This window comes from Bradyrhizobium tropiciagri, from assembly GCF_018130545.1.
Classification (GTDB): Bacteria; Pseudomonadota; Alphaproteobacteria; order Rhizobiales; family Xanthobacteraceae; genus Bradyrhizobium; species Bradyrhizobium tropiciagri_A.
Genome location: NZ_JAFCKF010000005.1, coordinates 690662 through 712660, shown reverse-complemented (window position 1 = coordinate 712660; position 21999 = coordinate 690662). Strand labels below are relative to the sequence as shown.

At 64.8% G+C, this 21999-nt stretch carries 18 protein-coding genes; 3 read left to right on the top strand and 15 right to left on the bottom strand.

Translation table 11 applies throughout. The annotated features are described in order from the left end of the window. Positions 1-153: 153 nt before the first annotated feature. From JQ616_RS24845 to JQ616_RS24810, 8 genes are all read right to left on the bottom strand, one after another. Entirely contained in the window at positions 154-768 is a 615-nt protein-coding gene (locus JQ616_RS24845) for a class I SAM-dependent methyltransferase (protein ID WP_212019170.1), read from the bottom strand. A gap of 263 nt (positions 769-1031) precedes the next feature. Beyond that, positions 1032-2735: a calcium-binding protein gene (locus tag JQ616_RS24840; protein ID WP_212018973.1), complete on the bottom strand. Its 1704-nt coding sequence runs from the start codon at positions 2733-2735 to the stop codon at positions 1032-1034. A 224-nt stretch (positions 2736-2959) separates the two neighbouring features. Continuing rightward, entirely contained in the window at positions 2960-4402 is a 1443-nt protein-coding gene (locus JQ616_RS24835; protein WP_212018972.1) for a calcium-binding protein, read from the bottom strand. Between the two features lie 253 nt (positions 4403-4655). Then, positions 4656-5051, bottom strand: coding sequence for a hypothetical protein (locus tag JQ616_RS24830; protein ID WP_212018970.1), 396 nt, complete (start codon positions 5049-5051; stop codon positions 4656-4658). A gap of 23 nt (positions 5052-5074) precedes the next feature. Beyond that, a complete protein-coding gene (locus tag JQ616_RS24825; protein ID WP_212018968.1) occupies positions 5075-6229 on the bottom strand; it encodes a glycosyltransferase in 1155 nt (384 codons plus the stop codon). Then, positions 6226-8232, bottom strand: a complete 2007-nt coding sequence (locus tag JQ616_RS24820; RefSeq protein ID WP_212018966.1) for a heparinase II/III family protein — start codon at positions 8230-8232, stop codon at positions 6226-6228. Before JQ616_RS24820 ends, JQ616_RS24825 begins: the two co-directional genes overlap by 4 nt. Beyond that, complete coding sequence (locus tag JQ616_RS24815) at positions 8229-10415, bottom strand: bi-domain-containing oxidoreductase (RefSeq protein WP_212018964.1); 2187 nt, start codon at positions 10413-10415, stop codon at positions 8229-8231. Before JQ616_RS24815 ends, JQ616_RS24820 begins: the two co-directional genes overlap by 4 nt. A gap of 109 nt (positions 10416-10524) precedes the next feature. Continuing rightward, on the bottom strand, positions 10525-11763 hold the full coding sequence (locus JQ616_RS24810) for a glycosyl hydrolase (protein ID WP_249137175.1): 1239 nt from the start codon (positions 11761-11763) through the stop codon (positions 10525-10527). A 145-nt stretch (positions 11764-11908) separates the two neighbouring features. Here JQ616_RS24810 and JQ616_RS24805 point away from each other — a divergent pair, with 145 nt between their 5' ends. The 3 genes from JQ616_RS24805 to JQ616_RS24795 all read left to right on the top strand — a co-directional run bounded on the left by JQ616_RS24805 (position 11909) and on the right by JQ616_RS24795 (position 15334). Next, entirely contained in the window at positions 11909-13219 is a 1311-nt protein-coding gene (locus JQ616_RS24805) for a glycosyltransferase family 4 protein (RefSeq protein WP_212018962.1), read from the top strand. A 79-nt stretch (positions 13220-13298) separates the two neighbouring features. Further along, positions 13299-14609: a nucleotide sugar dehydrogenase gene (locus JQ616_RS24800; RefSeq protein ID WP_212018960.1), complete on the top strand. Its 1311-nt coding sequence runs from the start codon at positions 13299-13301 to the stop codon at positions 14607-14609. A gap of 17 nt (positions 14610-14626) precedes the next feature. Further along, positions 14627-15334 (top strand): class I SAM-dependent methyltransferase, encoded by a 708-nt coding sequence (locus JQ616_RS24795; RefSeq protein WP_249137174.1) that lies wholly within the window; start codon positions 14627-14629, stop codon positions 15332-15334. 21 nt (positions 15335-15355) lie between these two features. Here JQ616_RS24795 and JQ616_RS24790 read toward each other — a convergent pair whose 3' ends face one another. From JQ616_RS24790 to JQ616_RS24760, 7 genes are read right to left on the bottom strand one after another with little or no spacing between them, the layout of a single operon-like run. After that, positions 15356-16027: a class I SAM-dependent methyltransferase gene (locus tag JQ616_RS24790; protein WP_212018956.1), complete on the bottom strand. Its 672-nt coding sequence runs from the start codon at positions 16025-16027 to the stop codon at positions 15356-15358. A gap of 58 nt (positions 16028-16085) precedes the next feature. Beyond that, entirely contained in the window at positions 16086-16712 is a 627-nt protein-coding gene (locus tag JQ616_RS24785) for a class I SAM-dependent methyltransferase (protein WP_212018954.1), read from the bottom strand. After that, a complete protein-coding gene (locus JQ616_RS24780; RefSeq protein WP_212018952.1) occupies positions 16709-18028 on the bottom strand; it encodes a polysaccharide transporter in 1320 nt (439 codons plus the stop codon). The genes JQ616_RS24785 and JQ616_RS24780 overlap by 4 nt, the downstream gene beginning before the upstream one ends. After that, positions 18025-19317 (bottom strand): O-antigen ligase family protein, encoded by a 1293-nt coding sequence (locus JQ616_RS24775; protein WP_212018950.1) that lies wholly within the window; start codon positions 19315-19317, stop codon positions 18025-18027. The genes JQ616_RS24780 and JQ616_RS24775 overlap by 4 nt, the downstream gene beginning before the upstream one ends. Next, positions 19314-20429, bottom strand: a complete 1116-nt coding sequence (locus JQ616_RS24770) for a glycosyltransferase family 4 protein (RefSeq protein WP_212018948.1) — start codon at positions 20427-20429, stop codon at positions 19314-19316. Before JQ616_RS24770 ends, JQ616_RS24775 begins: the two co-directional genes overlap by 4 nt. A 3-nt stretch (positions 20430-20432) precedes the next feature. Further along, complete coding sequence (locus tag JQ616_RS24765; protein ID WP_212018946.1) at positions 20433-21185, bottom strand: class I SAM-dependent methyltransferase; 753 nt, start codon at positions 21183-21185, stop codon at positions 20433-20435. Then, positions 21182-21994: a hypothetical protein gene (locus tag JQ616_RS24760; RefSeq protein WP_212018944.1), complete on the bottom strand. Its 813-nt coding sequence runs from the start codon at positions 21992-21994 to the stop codon at positions 21182-21184. The genes JQ616_RS24765 and JQ616_RS24760 overlap by 4 nt, the downstream gene beginning before the upstream one ends. Between the last annotated feature and the right edge of the window lie 5 nt (positions 21995-21999).

Here is a 21999-nt window from a genome sequence, read left to right as displayed (position 1 = left end):
AATTATAACTTATCACTGTTAGTTCGCTAACGCAGCATTTTCAGCACACCGCCTCAAAAAGATATATGAAGCGGCGGGCCGGCAAGCCGGTTTTGAGCATTGCCGTGGTTGGTTTAACCACGGAACCTTATAACATTATTTAACATGTCGAAGTTACGAGACGGGGGTCACCGTCTCCCGGAAATCGAAACCGCAGGCCTCCAGCTGCGGCCGGATCCGCTCCTCCCGGGCCTGTGGCATCAGCGCCAGCGCGCAAACCTCGAAATTCCCGCTGCGGACGGAAACGGTCGGAAAGCCGGCGCTGAGCAGCAGGTTCCCCATCCGATCGCACGAAAAGCCGGTCTTGTGCGCCATGTGGTGGCGTCCCTGCTCGATCGCACCGGAGTGCCCGTAGATCATATCCAGTGGCCGGATCGGACCGGCCGGCGAGACATAGGCGATAGCGCCGAGGCCCTGGGTCAGCATGTGCTGAGCCACCGCCTCCAGATCGGGCGACATGATCAGCGCGAAACCGTCCGGTTTGAGAACTTCACGGAACTGGACAAAGGTCGGATGAACTTCATGGGCATAGAGATGCTCCATGACATGCGAGCACCAGATCGCATCGAACGAGGCCAGCGGGAACAACTGCGAGAGATCGGTGATCGACCCGACGACATCCGGGCTCACGCCGCCGTCGACGTCCAATCGAATCTCTTCCCACTCATGCGATGTCAGGAGCGGCTGGATGCGCTTGGTAACCGTCGTTCCAGCGCCGGCATTCAGCATTTTCTTCTTGGCCAATTCGAAAGCTCCGCGGGGTTCGCGTGATGTCAAGCGAGCACGCCTTTACAAAAGCTACGTGGTCCGAATGTGACAAGCTAACTTCTAACATCCGCTGGCGGAAACGCCAGAAGTGGAACTTGTGATGGAGAGGAGCGGATTCGACGCGGATCGGTCGATAAAGTTCCGGTTATCACATTCGCATACAGGAAAAACGCCGCCTCAACCGGGGTCGAGACGGCGCTTCGCCTGGTGGCGGGCCTTGGATCTTACGACCTGGTCCAGTGACCGTCGTTGAAGATCAGGTATTCGACGTTGCTGACCTGGGTCACCTGGCCGTTGCTGAAGTTGACGTCCAGCGCGCCGTCCTTGCCGGCGCTGATGTCGGTCACATCGCTCGAGGCGTGATCGAGGAAGGTCACCGAGTCCTTGCTGCCGGCGCCGCCGTCGATGGTATCGCTGCTGGTTGGGTTGGACAGGTAGAAATAGTCCTGGCCCGAGCCACCGACCATCGACGCCGTACCGGTGGCGGAGCCGACGAACGACGAATCGCCGCTGCCGCCGATCAGCGTTTGCGTGCCCGAACCGGCGATCAGGGTATCGTGGCCGGAGCCGCCATGCAGCGTGTCATTGCCGGCACCGCCGTAAAGCGAATCGTTGCCGTCACCGCCATAGAGCGCGGTCGCGTGCGACGCATCGCTGCCCGAATAGACGATGTCGTTGCCGCTGCCGCCGTACTCGGCAACGGTTCCGATGCCGCCGACCAGGAGGTCGTTGCCGGCGCCGCCATAAAGGCTGTCGGCCCCCGTGCCGCCATAGAGTGAGTCGTCGCCGGCACCGCCGTCGAGGATCGTGCCATGCGACGCATCCGAGTGCGAGTAGATCGCATCGCTGCCGCTGCCGCCATACTCGGCAACAGTCCCGGCGGCTCCGATCAGCAGGTCGTTGCCGGCACCGCCCTCCAGCGTGTCGGAGCCGATATCGGCAGGGTTATACCCCGCACCGGCAACCAGCGTGTCGTCGCCCGCACCGCCATCGAGCAACGTCCCGAACGTCGCACCGGAGCCTGAATAGAGAATGTCGTTACCGCTGCCACCGTATTCCGCAGCAGTCCTGATGCCACCGATCAGCACGTCGTCGCCGGCGCCGCCGTCGAGCGTGTCGGCAGCGGCACTGGCACCACCCTCCAGCGTGTCGTTGCCGGCACCGCCCGACAACAGCGACCCCTGCTCGGCAAACAGGTCCGCGTAGAGCACGTCGTTGCCGGCACCGCCGTAAAGCTGACAGCTGTCGACGCCGGCGACCAAGGTATCATTGCCCTCACCGCCGTAGAGACTCTCATTGCCCAAACCAGCGCTCAACCAGTCGTCACCTGTGCCGCCAAACAGGCGATCATCACCCCAACCGCCGAACAGCCGATCGTTGCCGCTGCCGCCGTAAAGCGTGTTGGAGGTGCCCACCTGGCTGCCAGACAGCAGCACGTCGTTGCCGCTGCCGCCAGACAGCTGCGACCAGCTACCGCCGTAAAGCGTGTCGTCGCCGGCGCCGCCGTCGATCGTGTCGTGACCGGAACCGCCGAAGATGGTGTCGTTGCCATTGCCGGCGAGAACCGTTGTGTCGCCGGTATTGTTGAGGAAGATCTGATCGTTGCCGTCGCCGGTCGCAACCAGCACCGGAGTGCTGCCGCTCACCGTCAGGGTCACGTCGCCGTCGGTGGCTGCAATGATCGCCTTCAGGCTCGGGTCGGTGTGGATGATATTGCTGACGTTGGTTTCGATCAGAACATTGGCGCTCGAATCCGGATTGCTGATCCCCGCGCCCTCCTGCACCGGGATCGTCGCGCCGTCATCCGGGCTGGTGTAACCGATCCCCGCGCTGATCAGATAGTCGAGAATCTGTTGCCCGGTTGCGTGATCGATCGTGGAGCCGATCGCGGCCTCGAGCTGCGTCTGGTTCAGGTTTTGCGTCACCATCGATGTAGCCCCTGCTTGAGCGCGCTACATAATCGCTAAGCAAATAGTCAAACTATCGCGATGACTCACAATTGGAGCAGTCAGCAACACTGCGAGGTTATCAGACAACATTTCTGAACACCACCTGCAATCGCAAAAAAGCGCCGCCTCAACCAACGTTGAGGCGGCGCCTTCGTTCAGTGCAGATTCGCTTAGTTCAGACCTGCTAGTTCAGACTTGGGATCTTACAGCTTGGTCGAGTGACCATCGTTGAAGATCAGGTATTCGATGTTGCTGATCTGGGTCACCTGGCCATTGCTGAAGTTGACGTCCAGAGAACCGTCCTTGCCGGCGGTGATGTCGGTCACGTCGGTCGAGGAGTGATCGAGGAAGGTCAGGGAGTCCTTGCTGCCTGCACCACCGTCGATGGTGTCGCTGCTGTTGGCGTTGGACAGGTAGAAGTAATCCTGGCCAGAGCCGCCAACCATCGACGCCGTACCGCTCGCCGAACCAACGAACGAGTCATTGCCGCCGCCGCCAATGAGCGTCTGCGTGCCCGAACCGGCGACCAGCGTGTCGCTGCCGGAGCCGCCATACAGCGTGTCGTTGCCGGCACCGCCATAGAGCGAGTCGTTGCCGTCACCGCCATAGAGCGAGGTCGCGTGCGACGCATCGCTGCCCGAGTAGAGCACATCCTTGCCCGCGCCGCCGTACTCGGCAACAGTGCCGGAACCGCCGACCAGCAGGTCGTTGCCGGCGCCGCCATACAGCGTGTCGGCACCCGCACCACCGTACAGCGAGTCGTTGCCGGCGCCGCCGTCGAGGATCGAGCCGTGCGACGCATCCGAGTTCGAGTAGAGCGCGTCGTTGCCGGCACCGCCGTAGAGCTGATTGTTGCCCGAGCCGCCGATCAGGACGTCATTGCCCTTGCCGCCGTCGAGGATCTGGTTGCCCGAGCCGCCGATCAGCGTATCGTTGCCGGCGCCGCCGTTCAGGCGATCATCGCCCGCACCGCCACGCAGCAGATCGTTGCCGGTGCCGCCATCCAGCGTGCTGGAGTTGCCGACCGTGCTGCCGGAGACCAGCACGTCGTTGCCGCTGCCGCCCTCCAGGGTCGACGAGCTGCCGCCGTACAGCGTGTCGCTGCCGGAGCCGCCGATCAGCGTATCGGCACCGGTGCCGAACAGCAGATCGTTGCCCTTGCCGCCATCGAGCGTGCTGTGACCGGAAACGTTGTCGACCAGGACATCGTTGCCGTTGCCGCCGGAGAGCGAGTCGTGACCTGCGCCGCCGAAGATCGTGTCGTTGCCGTTGCCGGCAAGAACCGTGGTGTCACCGGTGTTGTTGAGGAAGATCTGATCGTTGCCGTTGCCGGTCGCGACCAGCACCGGGGTGCTGCCGTTCACCGTCAGCGTCACGTCCTTGTTGGTGTCTTCGATGATCGCCTTCAGGTTGGCGTCGGTGGTAACGGTGTTATTTGCGTTGGTTTCGATCAGAACATTGGCGTCCGGATCCGGGTTGGTGATGCCAGCACCCACCTGCACCGGGATCGCAGTGCCGTCGTCCGGGCTGGTGTAACCGATCCCAGCGTTGATCAGATAGTCAAAAATCTGTTGCTGGGTCGCGTGATCGATCGTTCCGTTGATCGCGTGTTTGAGGTCGGTTTGGTCTAGATTGTAAGTCGCCATCGAGGTAGCCCCTGCTTGGGATACGAGGATTCAAGCCGCTCGCCCGCACCTAAGCTGTTGAATCACAACTGGTTTGTTGCGACGCAGCTCAAATGTGGACACACGTTACGAACTTGTTAAGTCCATTGTTAAGTCCGCAATACCGGAGTGTCAATCAGCAATGCGCTATTAACATCTGGTTCCCTGAGGCTTTTGTGAGACTTAGCGCAATCTCGCATACCGAATAACATTCAGCGCTGGTCACCCACAAATGTTAGCCGCGGCGCAAAAAAGGGTAGTGATTATACGGGGTTTCATCGGGTCCCCTGATCGCATCGGAGCGCGGAATTTCGCAGCTGCTGCGCAGCTTTCGGCGCGATTTTCTGATCTGAAAAAATATTTCTGCGCCGCGTGAGAGCTTCTCCAAAAAAGCGTCAAACTCCACCACTGGGCGGGATTCGACGGGCGTTATTGCGAGATCCCGGTTGCGGGTTGCTGCTCCGGAGACGCGAAAGCCAGGAAAATCAATCGCAGAATCGGGACAGTTCAACCCGTGCGGCAACGTCGATGCGGCATCAGACTGCAGGGCCCTGATATAACAAATTAACATCAGATTCGCCGCGATTTGCTCGCGGCGGGCACGCGAAGCCGGCACCGTGGTACCGATCACGGCCGAAACGGCATCCGCGATAGCTATGCTGCGGAAGCGCGGGCGTAGATCGCCACGAGCTGCCGGAGATTCTCATCCGGCGCGTAAAGCTCGAGAAAGGCGGCCCGCGCGGCCTGTCCCCAGGCAGCAGCACGATCCGCGGCGCCCAGCGTGTCGGCGATCCCGCTTCGCAGCGCAGCCGCATCGCCGGGCGACACCAAGGCGCCGGTCTTGCCCGCGGTCACCACCTCGGCAAGTCCGCCGATCGCGGAGGCAATCACCGGCGTGCCGCGCGCAAAGGCCTCGACCACGACCATCGGGAATCCCTCGTACCAGAGCGACGGCACGACCAGGGCCTGCGCATTCGCCATTTCCCGCAGCACGTCTTCGCGCGGAAGTGCGCCGAGGAACGTCACATTGCCGGACGCGCGCGCCTCGAGCGCGGCGCGCTCGGGTCCCTCGCCCACGATCCGCAACGGCACGCCGGCCCCGGCAACGGCTTGGAGCAGCACGCCGACGCCCTTCTCGCGGCTCAGCCGCCCGACATAGAGCAATCCGGCACGCGGCGCGGCCGGATCGGGCGCACCGGGATCGGCCATGAAGTTCGGCTTCACGTCGATCCGGTCCGCGTCGAAGCCGGCTTGCGCGAACAGGGTCTTGGCAAACTGCGTCAGCGCGATCAGGCGCAGGCCGGGACGCGTCCAGGTGCCGCGCCGCTGGTGCTGCGCGATCATGTAGGCCGAGGCCAGCGAGCCCGGCAGCGATCCGCGGTAGCAGCGATGCGCAACACCCCAGAGATGACCGTGATCCAGGCATTTGTGGCAGATCCGGCCGTCGCGCAGCAGCATGCCGCCGGTACAGATGGTGCGATAATTGTGCAGCGTCACCACCGCGGGCACGCGCTTTTGCCGGCAGAGATCGAACACCGCTGGCGACAGCAGCGGGAAGAAATTGTGGACGTGGACGACATCGGGGCGGAAGCGGTCGATCGCATACGCCATGACCCGCCTGCCCTCCGCATTGTCGGCGATCGACAGCGTGGTCGCGATCCGCGCGGCGAGCGAATCGATCACCGCGTTGCTGACCGTGAGGGTTTCCACGCTGTGTCCCGCGCCGCGTAGCAGATCGACTTCCGCCTCGAACACGACGTCCTCGCCGCCGCGGCCCTGATACCTGTTGTGAGCAACCAGGATCCTCATGATCGGGGCGCTAAGTCTCGCGACCAACGCAGCTCCGTCACCAGGCTTTGGCCGGCCGCGAGCGTTCCGGAGCCGATCAGCGTGGTCGCCGGCACTTTGAGATCGAACGACGGCGAATACCAGCCGGCCGGCACGGCCTCGTCACCGCGATACGACGTCCAGCTCAGCGCGGCGGGTAGATCGAGCTCGCCGTGTCCGCCCGGCCATGCGAGTTGCGCCGTGCGCCCGTCGAGCTTGCATTCAACCTCGGAACCGAGATGCCAGCTGAGGCGCGCCGGCACCGCAAGTCCTTCGTCGCCAAGTCCTTCATGCCCAAGCACAATATCGGTGACGACGAGTCGCGACGCCTGCCGCTGCAATTGCACCGAGCGGCGATGCACGAGACCGGCTTCGTCCTGATATCCCGTGTGCGCCGCGATCCAGCTCGCGTCTGCATCACGGTCATCCAGGCCGCTCGTCGCGATCAGCCGGCTCTGTGCATGCCGGGTCCAGAGGAACGGCCCGCCCGACACCGATTGGTCACGCGCGAACAGACAAAGCGTGTTGTGGCCCAGCGTGGAGCGGAAGTAGGCGCGCCAGCGCGGATCGCCGTGATAGCAATAGGTGCCGGGATCGGCGAGGACATCGACCCCGCCGATCCTGCATTCAAGCGACAGCGCGTCGGCATGGGCATGCGCGGCGATCCGGCCGAAGCCGTGCGGGCCGTGGTCGCAACGGCACCACACCGCGCGCTCGGCATCGACGAGAAAGGCCTGCCCTGCCCCAGCCAGCACATGCGGACGGCGCGCCGGCCGCCCCGCGATCGCACGCGCCGCGATGCCGTCGGTCAGCACAAAGCTGCGCAGATCGGACTCCGGCAATGACGGCCACCATGGCAGATCGCCGAACAGGCGCGCGCCGGTAGCGAGCAGACCGAGCCAGCGATTGCCGGCGTGATCGTCGAGCAGCAGGCCGATGCCGTCGTCGCCATCGCCCTGACGCGGCGGATGCGCGCGATCGTCGAGCATCGCGGCAATGACATCGCTCATGCGGCACATCGTGGTCCAGACCGCATCGTCAAGCGGATGTCCCGACGCTTCGCCCTGCACCGCCGCGGCGAGCAGGAGTTCGAGGACAAAGCCGTGATAATCGGTCGCGAGCTCGGCGTTGCTGCCGCAGCCAAGCGTTTGCGCAACGGCCTCATGGGCCAGCGTGGCAGCGGATTGCGCGCGCCAGCGCGCGCTGTCGCGGAAAAAGGGAAATACACAGGCCGCCACGAACTGCCCGGCGGCTTCCGCGATGATGTGGTTGTTGGCGGACGAGCCACGACTCGGAAATTGCGACAGCCAGTATTGATGTGCATAGAGCTGCGTCAGGAACTGGTCGTTGTCCTCGAACAGCGCAGGCGCGCCGGGCCAGCCCTGCAACAGCTGGCGTACCCAGGCCCAGGAGATCAGCCGCACGCCGAGCTCGATGCCGCTGATCCAGTGTGGGCCGCACGGAAACGGATTCTCGCGCCACCAGCTTGTGAGATGCTCCGCCACGCGGCTGGCGTAGCGTTCATCCGAGGTCAGGTAATAGGCTGACGCGAGCACCGTGAGATGGTGGTGACGCGACGGCTCCCAGATGTATTTGATGTTTCCGACCGCGGCTTCGTCGCGATAGGGAACCGCAAACGCGTACGCACCAGCGGGCGCCCGTTTGCCGCTGCGGACATCGACGAACCAGTCGGGCCGTTCGCCCAGGGCATCATGATCTCTGGCAAAAATCCGCCAGTGTCCCGCGAGGATCCGGTTCGCGGACTCGATCAGCCGCTCGGCAGCTTGCCGCGGCGCGCAATCCGGCGAAGGCAGCGGCTTCAGCCGCGGCTGTCGCGCGCCCGGAGCCAGCCTGGTGCCGGTACGCCGCGCGACATCAGGCGGGGCGATCCGCCAAAGCTGGCGCAGCATTTGGTCGTTCACCCGTCCCGCAAGCTCGGACGGCTCCATGCGCCGCAGCCTGCGCAGATACCAGGCCGGATTCATCTCGCGCCGGTCGCGGCGCGCACGGCGCCCTGCTCTGCGGCGCCACGCGTCAGATCGACCGGCATGCCGGCGGCAGCGCTCTCCTGCACCGCAAGCGTTGCGCGGGTGGTCGCCAGCAGCGATCCGAGCCCGATCGGCATCGCGGCTCCCGCTGCGACCGCCGCGATGAAGGCATCCAGCATCGGCCGCTGGCCCTTGTCGAGCCTCGCTTTTTTCGTCGTCCGTTGTCCGGCGTACCAGACCTCGAAGCCTGCGAAATTGTCGAAAGCGGCAAAGCCGGTGCTTGCCGATATTTCGAGCGCCTCCTTCGGCACCCGAGGATCGCCGCCGGTGAGATAGCTGAGGCTCGCAACCGAGCCGTCGGCGAAGTCGAAGGTGGCGACGAGATTATCGACGTCCCTGCCCGCGGCACTCGCGGAGACACGCACCGGCTCGGCGCCGAGCCACCAGGACAACACATCGATGAAATGCCCGCCCTCGCCGACGAAGCGGCTGCCCTCGCTCTCGGCCTGCAGATACCAGGATGATTTCTCCAGCGGGCCGGCGATGACGCGATATTGCAGGGTTTGCGGGCCTGCCGGCGCGAATGCCGCGCGCATGCCCTGCAACAGCGGCGAGAAGCGGCGGTTGAAGCCGACCATCAGCCGGTTGTTGCCGGTTTCGCGGATCACCTGCTCCAATTGGCTGAGCGAACCTGCATCGATCGCCAGCGGCTTTTCAACGAACACCGCCTTGCCGGCGCGCAGCGTTTGCACCGCAAGGCCGGCATGGGAGGCGTGGCGCGTCGCGATCAACACCGCATCGATGTCGTCGGCGCCGAGCACCGAGGCCGCATCCGTCGAGGCGCGCGCGAAGCCGAACTTGCGCACCGCGGTGGCGCCGCTCAGGCCAGTGTTGGTGGCGACCTCCACCAGATCGACGCGCGCGTCGTTGGCGAGCTGCGGCAACAGCATGCTGGAGGCATAATTGCCCGCGCCGATCACGCCGAGCCGCACGCGGCCGCTGCGCAGGGCAACCGCCGGACGATAGGTCATCTGCATCGTGCGGGGAGCGGCATCCGGATAGGCGAACACCATACCGAGGCCGATTTCGCCCCGGCTCATGCGCTCGAATGCCGATGTTGCCTGCTCCAGCGGCACCGTTTCGGAAATCAGCGAGGAAAAATCCAGCCGCCCGTCGGCGAGCAGCGCGACGATCGCCTCCATGTTGCGCTTCTCGGTCCAGCGCACATGGCCGATCGGATAATCGATGCCGCCCTCCTCGTAGAGCGGATCGTAGCGGCCGGGGCCGTAGGAGCGCGAGAAGCGAACGTCGAGCTCCTTGTCGTAGAATTCGTTCCACGGCAGGTTCAACGTGCATTTGCCGATATCGACGATGCGGCCGCGGTCGCGCAGCAACGCGGCCGAACGCGATGCGAGCTCGGGATCGTCGCTGCCCGCGGTGATGAACACGCAATCGACGCCGTTGCCTGCGGTCAGCTGATCGATCCGGGCGCGAAAGGAGGCGGCGGCATCGTCGGATGCGACGGCACAGGCCGCAGCGCCCGCGGCCTCGGCCTGCCGGCAGCGCGCCTCCAGCCGGTCGAGCCCTGTGACCACGACGCCGGCGCCGCGCAGCAGGCGCACCATGATCTGCCCAATCAGGCCGAGGCCGATCACGCAGGCGGTCTCGCCGAAACGGATTTCCGACTGGCGCATCGCCTGCAGCGCGATCGAGGCGATGGTGGTGAAGGCGGCCTGGTCGAGCGCGGCGCTGTCCGGCAGCGGCACGCAGAGGTTCACCGGCACCCAATTGTATTCAGCGTGGGTCGCATATTGATTGCCGCCGCAGCAGACCCGCTGTCCGACCGAGAAGCCGGCGACGCCCTCGCCCACTTCCACGACGGTGCCCGACAGTGAGTAACCGAGCGGCGTGTAGGAATCGAGCCGGTTCATCACCTTCTGGTAGGTCGCAAGCAAGCCCTGCTGGCGGACCGAGCGCGCCACCTTGGCGACTTGATCGGGTCGCGCGCGCGCCTTGCCGAGCAGCGACAGGCGGCCTTCGGTGAACTTCATCATCTCGGTGCCGGTCGACACCGCCGAGAACGCCGTGCGCACCAACACGCCGCCGGGCCGACAACGCGGCGCCGGCACATCGATCAGCTTGAGCTCGCCGCTCTTATAGTTCTGCGCGATCTGCTTCACAGTTGGTCAATCGCCTCACGTTAACAGCGCTCTTGTATCGCGCCCGCCGCCGGCAATGAAGCCAAGAACATCGACATAGTTATCCCGCGACCGGGATTTAACATCGTTATCATTCCAGCAACAGCACCGGTTTCGGCGAGATCTCGACCTCACCATTGGCGACAGCTCCTTCGCCGCCGTCGAGCCCCTGATAACGGTGAAAATGCGGATCGACCCGATCAACGGACCGGCCCTTGGTGGTCCACAGGATCAAGCCGTTGCGGCCATCCGGCATGCGAAGCTCGACCCGCCAGGTCGACGGCGACGTCCTGCCTGCGGCCACGACGCTCGCGTCGACCAACCATGACCGAACCGTGCGATAGGCAATTCCGCTCGGAAGCAGCCCGCGCGCCGGATCCCATAGCTTTCCAAAGTCGCTGCCGCCGCCGGCAAACTCGTACCAATAGAAGCGGTCGACGCCGCTGATCCATTTCAGGATGTAGGCCCGCGCCAGACACCCGTCCGGATTGTCTTCATAGGACGACCAGCCCGCCTCGGTGTCCCAGATCGGCCGTGCCGCAAGATCATGCGCAGCGAGGATCTGCTTGAAGCGCGCGATGATGCCGATCACCGCTTCGGGTTCGCTGGTATAGCCGTGGAAGGCGAACACATCGGCATATTGCCCGCCGCCTTGCGCCATGAAGGCCTTTTGCCAGCGATATCCGTCGGGCGTGCCGTTGGACGGCGGCGTCAGCACGATCAGATCGGGATCGGCGCCCTTGATGATCTCGTAGGCCCGCTTCTGCATCTGGACCATTGTGGCGATATCGCCCGAGTAATATTTAGGATCTTCCGGCTCGTTCCAGATTTCCCAGTATTTGATGCGGCCGGCGGCGCGTGTGACGGCCGCGCGCACCCATTGATCCCATGACGCGAGATCCGCCGGCGGCGAGGATGCGCCTGGTGTGAACGCCGGCGGCGCGTCCTTCACCGACGCGGCCCATCGCGGCGTGAAGGCGAGATTGAGCACGATCTCGACGTGCTCGCGCTCCGCGGCCGCAAGGATGGCGTCGAAGCGCGCCCAATTGTAGACGCCAGGCGCCGGGTTGATCTGCGCCCAGTAGATCGCGCCCCAGAGCCGAACGCCGTCGAATTTGAGCTCGGGCCAAGGCTGCGACTGCCCGATCGCGTTGACCGTCATGCCGAACAGCGTCGACGGGATCATCGCGTTCAGGCGGCTCGCAACGAGCGCATCGTTCGAGGTCGAACCCGCCCACGATAGCGGCCATCTGTGGGCCAGCGGCAGCAGCGTGCTCAAAACCAGCGCAATCAACGCCCTTTGACCCCAATCCCTCACTCTGCCTGCCATGTCCTCGTCTCGTCGCCGTCACATCCGCGGCGGGATTGCTAAGTGCAAGTCACGGCGGCGGGATTGCTAAGTGCAAGTCACGCATGTTAATGCCAATGTTAGTCAGATTGTGATGTTGTTAGGTCAATGGTATAGATCATCGCAGATGTCGAGAGCTGAACCATCACCGCGGCGGATCCTGATCATCGTCGAGAACCTTCCGGTTCCTTTCGATCGCAGGGTGTGGTGCGAGGCAACGTCGCTGCGCAAGGCGGGCTATCAGGTTTCGGTGATCTGCCCGAAGGGCCGCGGTCACGACGAAGCTTACGAGTGTCTCGAGGGCATTCACATCTACCGCCATCCGATGCCGGTGGAAGCGCGCGGCATCGCCGCCTATCTCATCGAATATCCGGTCGCGCTGTTCTGGGAAACCTGGCTTGCGATCAAGGTGGCGTGGAAGCATGGCTTCGACGTGATCCAGGGCTGCAATCCGCCCGATTTGATCTTCCTGATCGGCCTGTTGTTCAAGCTCGGCGGCAAACGCTTCGTGTTCGATCATCACGACGTCAATCCCGAGCTCTATGAGGCCAAGTTCGGCCGCCGGGACTTCTTCTGGCATCTGCTGCGGCTGGTCGAATATCTCACCTTCAAGACCGCGAGCATCTCGATCGCAACCAACGAATCCTATCGCGAGATCGCGATCACGCGCGGCGGCATGCCGGCCAACCGGGTTTTCGTGGTGCGCTCCGGCCCCAATCTCGACCGCGTGCGGTCGCGCCCTGCCGATCCGGCCTGGCGCCGTGGCCGGCGCTACAGCATCGGCTATGTCGGCGTCATCGGCCAGTCGGAAGGCATCGATCTCCTGCTGCAATCGATCGGCCATATCGTGCACGACCTCGGTCGCACCGACATCCAGTTCAACATCGCCGGCACCGGGCCGGAGTGGCACGCGGTGGTCAAGCTGTGCGAGGAGATGCAGCTCTCTGACTACGTGAACTTCACCGGCGCAATCGCCGACGACGCGCTGTTCACGATGCTCTCGACCGCCGACGTCTGCGTCAATCCGGACCGCGTCACGCCGATGAACGACATCTCCACCATGAACAAGATCATGGAGTACATGGCGCTCGGACGGCCGATCGTGCAGTTCGACGTTCGCGAGGGCCGCCGTTCCGCGCTCGATGCCTCGCTCTATGCGGCGAAGAACGATCCGCAGGATTTTGCCAGCAAGATCATTACGTTGATCGACGATCCCTCGCTGCGTCAGACGATGGGTGCGTTCGGCCGCAGCCGCGTCGAGCGCGCATTGTCCTGGACACATGAGGAGCCGAAGCTGCTCGCGGCCTATGAGGCGCTGTTCCCCAAGAAGGCCTCCTCGCAGAGCCGCGCACCACGCGCCAGCGCAACCGTGGAACGGCCGACCTCACAGGCCTCCGGCGTCAACGCCAATGCGGCCGCCGGGCGGGCCTCGCGTTGAACGCGCTGCCGCCTCACCCCCGCCCAACGCGACGTGGCCGCGGCCACGCGCACGTCTCCAAGCTGTTGAAGGTCGAAGCATGAACGTCAGCATATTCGGCCTGGGTTATGTCGGAACGGTCTGCGCGGCCTGCTTCACCGAACTCGGCCACCAGATCATCGGCGTCGACAAGAGCGTGGCGAAGGTCGACTTGATCCGCAAAGGCCGATCGCCTGTGATCGAGCCGGGCATCTCCGACAAGGTGGCGCGCGCGGTCGCAACCGGCCAGCTGACCGCAACCACCGACGCCACCGAGGCGATCGTCAACAGCGACATCTCGATGGTCTGCGTCGGCACGCCCTCGTCCGGCAACGGCAATCTCGACCTCACCGCGATCCGGCAGGTTGCGATCGAGATCGGCCGCGGATTGCGCGCGAAGAACGCGCCGCACACCGTGACGATCCGCTCCACCGTACTGCCGGGCACTACCCGCGGCACCGTCGGGCCACTGATCGAGGAAGCCTCCGGCAACAGAATCGGCCGCGATTTCGACCTTGCCTTCAATCCCGAGTTCCTGCGCGAAGGCTCAGCGATCGCGGACTTCAACGCACCGTCGAAGACCGTGGTCGGCGCCTTCAATCAGGAAACCGCCGATCGCGTCATGGCGCTCTACAAGGACCTGCCCGGCGCCAAGATCACGCCGCCGGTCGAGACCGCGGAACTCGCCAAATATGTCGACAACAGCTGGCATGCGCTGAAGGTCAGCTTCGCCAACGAGATCGGCACGATCGCAAAGACGCTCGGCATCGACGGCCGCGACGTCATGAACATCTTCATGCAGGACACAAGGCTCAACATTTCGTCGGCTTACCTGCGGCCGGGATTTGCCTTCGGCGGCTCCTGCCTTCCCAAGGACGTCAAGGCGCTGAAGCATCTGGCGCACAGCCGCGGGCTGTCGACGCCGGTGCTGGAAAGTATACTGCCGAGCAACGACATGATCATGTCGCGCGGCGCCGACTGGATCCTGTCGCATGAGGGCCGCCGCATCGCCTTCCTCGGCATCAGCTTCAAGGCCGGCACCGACGATGTGCGCGACAGCCCGTTCGTCGAGCTGGTCAAGAGCCTGCGCGGCGAGCGGCGCGAGATCCGGATCTACGACCCCAATGTGCAGCTGTCGCAGCTGATCGGCGCCAACCGCGACTTCCTGATGCGCAACCCGGACCTGGTCGGCCTGCTGCATGACGATGTGGCGGCGACGATCGAATGGGCCGACATCATCGTGCTGACGACGGCCGATCCGCGCTTCGTCGCGGCACTGAAGGCAAGCCGTTCCGACCAGACCGTGCTCGAACTATCTGATATCGGACTGCCCGACGAAGTCAGCGCCAGAGTGAGCGGCTTCCATTGGTAGGGATGATCATGGCCACCATGGCCGAGACTCGCGACCGACCCGAAATCCGCTTCCACGACGAGATTTCGTCGGGGTGGGAGGCGCTGCATCAAAGCCGCACCTTCAAGGCGCGCACCGCCGCGCTGTTCGGTCTGCTCGGGACCGCGGACCTCAACGGCCAGCGTTGGCTGGATGCGGGTTGCGGAACCGGAACGTTGTCCCGCCTGCTCGCTGCACGCGGCTGTGACGTCACCGGCGTCGACGCCTCGCCGGAGATGATCGCGGCGGCGCGCAGCCGCCTCGCCGACCCGACGGCCGAACGGCTGACCTTCCGGCAGATCCCGACCATCGCAAACCTGCCCTTCGCCGATCGATCGTTCGACGGCGTGCTGTGCGCGAGCGTGCTGGAATATGTCCCCGAGGTGGCGCAGTGCCTCGCCCAGATTCATCGCGTGCTCAGGCCCGGCGGCGTGCTGCTGGTCTCGATCCCCAATCGCGGATCGCTGCTGCGCCAAAGCTACAAGCTTGCGCACGCAGCATCGGTGCGGGTGTCGGCGCGGCCGCTGTTCCGCTACCTCGCCTTCTCCAAGTTCGACACCTCGCCGATCGCGATGCAGGGCCTGCTGCGACAGAACGGCCTCACGATGCTCGGCTCGAGCTTTGCCGGCTCCCCGCTGCCGCCGGCGCTCGACCGCCGGCCAGCGGTCGGCACGCTGATCAACATCCTGGCCCGCCGCGACAATTGACGCGGCAGGCGGACGCCTGCCTCAGGTCTTGATCGCCATCAGCGACTTGGTCATGCCGAGATATCGCTCGCGATAGATTTTTGCGTCCGGAAAGGATTCCGTCATCTCGCGCCAGTCAAACAGGTGCCAATCGGGCGCTGTGCGCTTGAACCAAAAGCGGTTGAACGTGTCGATCAGCGCGATCTGCAGCCGCCTCGGCAGCAGCACGATGATCCCGGGCAACCAGGTATGGCTCTCGATCGGAAAGTAACGATACGGCGTCTGCACGTAGAACGATTTTGCGACCCGTGAGATCTCGCCGGCAAAGCGGTTCTGGTGCTCGCGTGCGACATTGAGAAAATCCGCGTCGCTCTCGATCGTCACCACGTCCTGCTTCGGCCCGGTGACGTGCTCGATCACCGACGAGCAGAAGCAGAAGTCGAATGCCTGATCGTCGAACGGCAGGCGCTCGGTCTCCTGCAGCAGGACGGTCTTGAAGCCGAAGCGCTCGCGCGCAGCCTTCAGATCGTCGGCCGAGATGTCGCACACCGTGATGTCGGTATGGCGCGGCAGGATCGCGCGAATATGCCGGCCGGTGCCGCCGCCGAGATCGAGGATTTTTGCATCGAGCGGCAGGTTCACGGTGCGGACGAGGAACTCGCCGCGCCGCTGGCGTGCCGCACTGGAAAATCGGGCCTGAATGGCGCCCAGCACGATCAGTCTCCTGCTTCCGGTCGCGTCGGTCTAGCACGCCACATGCGATCCTTCCCGCTCACTTGACGGCCTCGAAGAAGATCGATTCGTCCGGCCGGTTGTCGAGCCGGTCGATATCGGGACAAACGCCCTCGCGATAGGCCCTTGTATGGGTCTCAGAACACCCCGCCTCGCGGAACAGCGCCGCGAGCGATGCGCGCGTATAGCCCCAGTGATGCGCGAAGGCCACTTCCTTGCGGCGCTCGATCTCGAACACGCCCTTGAGGAAGGCCTGCGGCGCGGCCGGATCGTACAGCGCGACGATCCGTTCCATGTCGGGCACGACGATGCGGCATACGCCGCCGGGCGCCAGCACCCGCACGATCTCGCGCGCCAGCCGCTCGACTTCGTCCGGAAACAGATGCTCGAAGACATGCGCGCTGAACACCGCCGAGAGGCTGCGATCTGCGAACGGCAGTGGCTTCGTCAAGTCCATATGGCGGAGCCCGGCGAACTTGCCCTGGCGGTGCTCAGCATAGCGGGCATCGCTCAGCAAACCGGCAAGATGCAGCGCCTTGGCCGCGAACGGGAGGCGCGCGATCCACAGATGCATCGTGATATCGGTGTTGATCCAGCCCGCGATGCCGCAATTGAAGGCGCCGATATGCAGTTTCGAGAGCGCGCGGCCGGGTGCGTCGTCGGTCATGCCTGCTCCCGCGCCGAATTGGTCAGCACAACCGTGATCACCGATGCCGCGCTGGAGGCCACCATCGCCGCTACCGCGCCCATTATCCCCCAAGCCTCGGCCGCCAGCGGCAGCACGCAGCACAGCGCGACGAGGCCGGTGATCCGGCTCAGCATGAATCGCTGCGGCCTGCCGGTCGCAAACAACGGTAGCGCGAGGCCGAGCCACACCGCATCGAGCGCCATCGCAGCGCCCATCAAAGCGAGGCTACCGGTGCCGATCTGATAGGTCTGTCCGTGAATGACAAGCGCGAGAATGCGCTGGCCGAGCAGTACGACGATCGCGCCATAAGCCACGGCGATCGACCCAAGCAGCAGGGCATTTTCGCGCGCGGCGGCAGCAACCGCGCTGCGGCGGCCGGCGCGCAGCTCGGATGCGATCTCCGGCAGGCGGACCGAGAACATCGTGGCGCAGAACTGGCTGAGCGGGGCGAACACCAGCAGCAGGATCCGCAGCGACGCGCTAGCGTCGAGCCCGATCAGGACGCCGCACACCGGGATCAGCCCGATGCTGCCGATCCAGTAGGTCAGCGAGGTCGCGACGAACCAGCGGCCGTTCCGAAACAGCCGCCGCAGCGAGCCGCGGAAGATCCGAACTTCCGGCCAGGCCAACTCGCCGGTGTGGATCAGCAGCAGGCTCGCCGCGACCGCCCCTGATATCGCGATGCACGCCATCGCCGCCGCAGCACCGGTGAGCTTCAGCGCGATCATCAGCCCGGCCGAGGCGACCAGCACCACGCAATAGGTCAGCGAGGATGCCACCGCGCGCGGCAGCCGCCCGTCGAGATAGCAGATGCGGCGGAACATGCTTTGCAGGCGAACCGCGGGGATCGCGAGCCCGGTTGCGATCACGAGCCCGCCCGCTTCGCCGCCGACAGCTGCGATCACCAGGCCCGCAATCACCAGCAGCAAGCCAAGGGATCCCGAGACCAGCAGCGACGACAGATAGAGGCCGAGCCGGAGTTGCGGCCATCGCGTTCTCGGAATGCGATGCGCGGTCGCCGGCAGTCCGTCGTCGAACAGGCCGCGCAGAAACACCGCCTCGATCAGGATCGAGAACGACCAGGCGACGCTGAAGCGGCCGAACGAATTGATGTCGAGCACGTTGGCCAGCACGATCGTCAGCACGAAGGCGGAGCCGCTGAGCAGCCCCTGATCGACCAGGCCGAGCGCGACATTGCCGCCGGCGCGGCGCAGCCGGCGGACCGATCCGCTCACGGCAGCGGCGACCCGGGACTGGCCCGCCGCGCGATCCAACCTGTCGGTCAACGCACTCACGCCTCACTCACACGCAATCTGGTGAACGCCCGCCGCGGCACCGTTTGCAGCCTGGCCTCCGGGCCGAAATAGCACCAGAACACCAGCACGCAGCCGAAATAATTGTGCAGCAGCTGGCTCGAATCGTTGGCGGAGGCGACCACGACGAACAGCAGCATCGCGAACGGCGCCAGCCAGTACATCCCTCGCCGCTCGAAGGTGAAGACGATGGTGTTCCACAACGCGCGCCCCAGCAGTAAGATGTAGAGCACGCCGCCGAGCAGACCGAACTGGAGAAAGGCGTCGAGATAGGAATTCTCGAACGAGCCGAACTCGGTATTCCACGGCGCCATGTTGGTCAGCTCGGTCGCGGGCGAGTTCGGCAGCTCGTTGAAGAACCCGGAAAAGCCGTAGCCGAGCCAGGGGTGCTGCCAGAAGAAGTACGGCCAGACCGACCAGAGGAACGAGCGGCCGGTCAGGTTTCCGCTGCGGCCGACCAGCCCATATAACTCGTCGCTCGGCACGGCGAACACGACCAGCGCAACAAAGGCGAGACCAAGCCAGTAGATCGCGGCCGCACCTCTATGCCCAAGCACCACCAGCAGCAACCCGAAGGTCACGGCGAGCGCCGTCAGCATGCTGATCAGCGGTCCGGCGGCGCCGGCCGCGGCGAGCGCAAACAGATGACAGCCCATCAGCAGCAGCGACCAGCCGAATTGCTTGCGCGGCCCCGCCAGCATGCGCACGAAGCAGATCAGCACCATCAGGCCGAAGAATGCACCCGCGAGATTCTTGTGCCCGAACACTCCGGCATAGGCCTGGGTGCCAAGCACCGTCGGCCGGTGCAGCGGGTCGTAATCCCATTGCGAGCCGATCACCGGAAACAGCACGACGTGGACGATCAAGACCACGATCCCGATCCGGAACAGGGTGTCGACGAGACGATCGACCGGGCAGCTGATCACGACCCAGGCTGAAAACATCGTGGTCAACAGATACATCGCGAACTTGACCGACGAGCCCGCCGGGTCGGCACTCAACGCCAGCGACACCAGCGCGAAGGCCACGAACGTCAGATAGAGATGCGATTGCAGCATCAGCAGGCCGAAGCGCTTCCGATCGACCGCAATGTGCAGCATCAGGAGAATGTAGAGCAGCAGCCACGCGGCGCGGAATAGCGTGGATTCGCCAGCCCGTTCCGCGAACGAAATGCCCTCGATGAAATTGAACAGGAAATAGATGCAGCCGAGCACCATCACCAGATAGGCGTGCAGGAAGACGTCGGCTCGCCACCACCATCGGCCGATCATGGCACGGCCTCCTGCCGGGCCGGCGCCAGCACGAGATGATCGACCGCAGCGATGAAACGCGCCGTAGCCTCGGCAAGCGCATCGCGCCGCACGCTCGCCCTGGCTCGCTGCGACATCGCCTCCCAGCGCGCGGGATGCTCGAGCAGGCCGCGGGCCGCCTCGACCCAGATCTGCTCATCGAGCGCACAGACGTGGCCATTGTCGCCATCGCGCACCAGCTCGCCGCCTGCCCCGACATGCGGCGACACCAGGCAAGGCACGCCGCACTGCATCGCCTCGTTGCACACCAGCCCCCACGGTTCCAGCAGCGAGGGCAGCAGCAGCAGCCGGGATTGCAAATAGACTTCCGAGATCGCCTGCCACGGCACATAGCTGTCGTGGCTGACATTGATGCCGGCCTCATCCAGCCGCGCCAACATGCGCGTCTCGGCGGCGCCGGATCCGACCACGCGCACCCTGAGTTCGGGCACGATCTTGCCAAGCGCAATCGCAACGTTCTCGAAGAAGATCGCGTTCTTGGCGTCATCGTTGATGCGGGCGCACCAGAGTAGATGAAACGGACGGTCGTGGAAGGCAGGTACGGTCGCGGGAGGATCCCATGCCGGCACCAGCGGCACCACGAACAGATCGTCCTCACCAACGCCCTGTTCGCGGAAATAGGCCCTGCCCTTGTCGCTGCAGCAGACCACCGCGTCGCACTGGCGCAGCAGCCAGGGCCGCGCCAGCCGATGATAGGCGGTGTTGGGCATGGTTTCGCGCCAGCCGTCGATGGTCAGCGCCAGCGCCTTGCCGTTGGCGCGCGCCCATGCCGCGCCGGCCAACATCGAGGGATACAGCCCGTTGACGAACAGCAGGTCGGGCGCGAGCGCGTTCAAGGCGCGCCCGATCCCGATATTGACATGGGTGTGACGCGACCGCGACAGCGGGATCGAGACACCGGGCACGGTGCGCGTGGTGTAGCGCGGCGTGAACGAGCCGGCCCAGAGCCGATCGGCCTCCTGCGCGGTGCAGGACAGCACGGCGAGATCCAGCCCGCGATCAACCAGCTCGTTGCAGAGCCGGTTGGTGTAGGGTGTGATCATGTTGTTGAAGACGACCACGCGCGGCGCCATGGCTTATCGATCCCGTGGCGGCGCCGCGTCGTGCCGGCAGATCGCCCCGCAATGATAGGTCGCGAGCCGCGTCGCGACGCCTGGGCTCACCGACAACAGCGACTTCCGCACGATGCTCTTCGCGAGCCCCTTCATCCGCGACGAATGAAAAGCATGCACCGGCAGGCTGTGGTCCCAAGTGCCGACGTCCTTGACCTTGAGTCCCACGGTCTCCAGCAGCAGCCGAAACGTATCGGGCGTGTAGAAATTGATATGGCCGATGTCGAGCGTCGATTGCAGCGCCGCGCGACTGGTCCGGGCGTGCAGCTCGCAGGGCACCTCGACATAGATGAAGTCCCGCGAGACGCGAGCGAGCTCATGCAGGAACGCGCGCGGCTCGGGCACGTGCTCCAGCACATGGCTGGCATAGACGAGGTCGAACGATGCGTCGGCGAACGGGATCGTCGCACCGTCATAGCTTGACCAATGGAACGGGGTTGCAGCGGCCCCCTCGGTCTCCAGATTGGTCGCGGGATCGATCACGTCGATGCCGGTGAAGTCGCGCCCGACGCCGATCGCCGACAGCCGCGCCAGCACGGCGCCGGTGCCACAGCCGACCTCGAGGACAGTGCCGATTTTGGCAGCGGACCTACCAAGCAGGCCGGCGATATGATCGGCCTTGTCGATGGCGCAGACGCGGCGCCAGTCGCGCTCCTGCGCGGAATAGACGCCCTCATAATGCGCGTTGTGTCGTCTGACGCTGAATTCCATCGTCATGGCCTAGCCCTCGCTTCGGGCGGCATTCGGGCAGGCTCGTCGAGGCGGTCGTTCGATTTGCGCCCCAGATTGCGCCGTTCCGCAGGCGAGCGGCGATCGAGATCATATCCGATGTCGGCCATGGTCTTGGTCAGGATGTCGACGTTCCGTTGCGGAACGGCGGCAAGGCCGGCCAGCAGCTTTTCCCGATGCACCCAGCCCGGTCCCTTCAAGAGATCGATCGCCTCGGTGTAGAGCTCGGTCTTCACCAGGCGCGCGAACTCGGCAACGACCTCGGCCGACAGGTCGGGCGGCAACGCATCGAGCATGACAAGCGCCATGGCGCTGCGCTTGACGACGATCCAGCCCTCATTCGGTCCGAGCCGGTACGACATCCGCAGCAGGTCGAAATTGGCGTCGTTCAAGCCCTGCCTTGTGTTGCGAAGCCAGAACAGCACCAGCCAGAGATAGGGATCGGCCGGCGCGCAGCCGAGCGATTTGCGGATCGCCGCATCGAGCTCGCTCATCCGGGCGTCGACCTGGTCGCCGGATGCGAGCGCGTTCTCGGCGAGCCGCAGCCGGATCACCGCGGCGCTGCGATCGCTCGCGGGCATGCAATCCGATGGCGCCGCGGCACGGGAGAGCGCCGGCGCGAGCGCCCCGAGCTCGGCATCGCGGACCGGGACGTTGCGCAGGATCAGGTCGCTCGCGCCATCGAGCCGGGCCTGGTCGACGAAGTCAGGCAAGGTGGTCGCGCCCCAGGCAACCGACGAGCACGCGACCACGGCCAGCAAGCCGCGCGCGAACCAGACGGCGGCACGCCGGGACATCGCGC